Origin of the sequence: Paenibacillus rigui (assembly GCF_002234615.1) — a bacterium.
Lineage (GTDB): Bacteria > Bacillota > Bacilli > Paenibacillales > NBRC-103111 > Paenibacillus_S > Paenibacillus_S rigui.
Genome location: NZ_NMQW01000072.1, coordinates 1 through 2177, shown reverse-complemented (window position 1 = coordinate 2177; position 2177 = coordinate 1). Strand labels below are relative to the sequence as shown.

The following is a 2177-nucleotide window of genomic DNA, read 5'->3' as shown; positions in this document are numbered from 1 at the left end:
GGACGTCGCCAAGCACAACATAAAGCAGCCGATCTGATTAACGGATCGGCTGCTTTTTTATTTATTTTTTGTGCGAGCTATAAGATCTGTAACAGTGAGAAACTGATATCCCTGTTGCTTTAACTCAGGTAGAATCTGCTTTAATGCCTCGACAGTTTGGGAGCAATCGCCCTGTAAATCATGAAATAATACAATATCGCCATTATGTACATTGGAAAGCACAGTATGAACAATTTTATCGACTCCGGGCCGCTTCCAATCCTTCGTATCCTGGTACCATGACCACATGACAACGGTCAACTTATCTTCGCGAGTTAATTGAAGCAATGCTTTGTTATAGTACCCACCCGGGGGACGGAAAACATGAGGGATTTGTTCTGTCACATCAAATATGACCTCTTGAGTTTGGCGAATTTCATCGATGAGTTCTTGAGAAGATGCGTTTTTTAAATAATGGTGATCGAACGTATGATTTGCTATCTCATGCCCCTCATTCACTTCACGTATAGCAATTGTGGGGTACATTTGTACTCTTTTTCCAAGAACGAAAAAGGTTGCTTTAGCCTCATAGGCTTTTAGGAGGTCTAATATCTGAGGTGTGTAGATCGGATTAGGTCCGTCATCAAATGTTAGAGCTATTAGCTTCTGATCCGTGTTTACATTCCATACGACCTCACTATTTGGTGCGGCTGCTGATGCTGCCGTAGTTATAGTAAGAAGTAGACTGCAAAGCCCTAATTTGAAACTCAAATTTAACAATTAACTCCCCCCCTATACAATTATCGTCTAATTAGTTTGTCGTTTGGGGCTAGGATTATACAAAAAAAGCATCTGCGCAAGGGCAAATGCTTTGAAGAGAAATGTTGCTATTTGAGGACATAAATCTTTACTTGTTGTACACCGAACTGAAGGGCCTCTGTTTTATTTCCGGCAACATAAATATCGATTTTGTTACCTTTGATGGCGGAGCCGGTATCAGCAGCGGTTGCATACATACCACCAGTTGGAAGACCATCATAATCGTATCCTTCCACGTAGACTTTAGAGCCTAGAGGAATAACTGTTGGATCCACTGAAATCGTTCCGACTTGAAGTGGATTGCCAAAATAATCGAGATTAGCATAACCGCCATTCTCATCGGCAGATCCGGTATAGGCTGTTGCTTTACCTTCAATTACACCTCGATATTTAGGCGCATACCACGCTGGAGCATGGTACTGCCCGTCCTCATCCAGAATAGCAATACGGTTGCTACCGTCCCACTGGATCCGAATCTTGAGAGAATCGGCCAGAACGCGAAAAGGAATATATACACTTCCGTTGATTAGCTGAGGTGCCGAACCAAGTGATATAGATTTCCCATTCAAGGTTGCGTTTGTTTGCCCTGTTGTAAAAGTAAAAGTATTCGTTGCGTTACGCAGAGTAACCTCAACACCATTTGGTTGTACAGGCCTCCACTGGGTTTCATAGCCTAGCTTAGACCCTACAGGACGTACGGGAACCTGCAGCACATGAGAGCTATCTATCAGTGGCTGTACATCTGGAAAAGACAGTAACTCGCTATTTACCTGGACTTTAACATGATTATCGTCTTGTGCAGGCTGAGCAGCTTGTACAGATAAAGCCGGTGATAGCAAACCCATCAATAGTGCTGATGATAATACAACACTTCTTGCAAAAAACTTCATTATTCTCCCTCCTTAGGCCTCCGAGGTTAGTTGACGGATTCGGGAAGAGGTATCTCCCTAGTTTGTAGAAACCAAACATTCACCCCAAAAATAAGTCCCCCGTACAAACAAAAGGTTGTTCGATTCGGCATTTTACAAGTTAACATAGAACAATTGGCAGTTCAAGGAGTAAAATAAGGCAATTACTACCTTAAAATTCCTTCTTTAAAATGTAGGTAAGTATATATGCTTATGAGCAGAGGGGATAAGGGATTTAAAATACTAATCTACAGAAACTTAAAGTCATTATTTTTAAAAATAAAGCTTGCATTCTGTATCCTCTTCGTGATATATTACTCCTTGCTGCTTCGGAGGCAAGCAAATTTAGAGAAGAACGAAACACACTTCGAAAAATACTTCTTGCAATCGAGTAGGCGAATGTGATATATTATAAAAGTTGCTTTTGACGGATGTCGAAAGTCGACGAATAAGATTGCCCTTTGAAAACTG

Annotated in this window: 2 protein-coding genes and 1 riboswitch; both genes read right to left on the bottom strand. The window is 41.3% G+C overall.

Translation table 11 applies throughout. The features are described from left to right. Positions 1-57 precede the first annotated feature (57 nt). On the bottom strand, positions 58-759 hold the full coding sequence (locus CF651_RS30795) for a polysaccharide deacetylase family protein (protein ID WP_094018694.1): 702 nt from the start codon (positions 757-759) through the stop codon (positions 58-60). A 107-nt stretch (positions 760-866) separates the two neighbouring features. Continuing rightward, positions 867-1688, bottom strand: coding sequence for a stalk domain-containing protein (locus CF651_RS33240; RefSeq protein ID WP_094018693.1), 822 nt, complete (start codon positions 1686-1688; stop codon positions 867-869). Beyond that, a riboswitch (cyclic di-AMP (ydaO/yuaA leader) is annotated at positions 1688-1828 on the bottom strand. Its footprint overlaps the gene before it by 1 nt. Between the last annotated feature and the right edge of the window lie 349 nt (positions 1829-2177).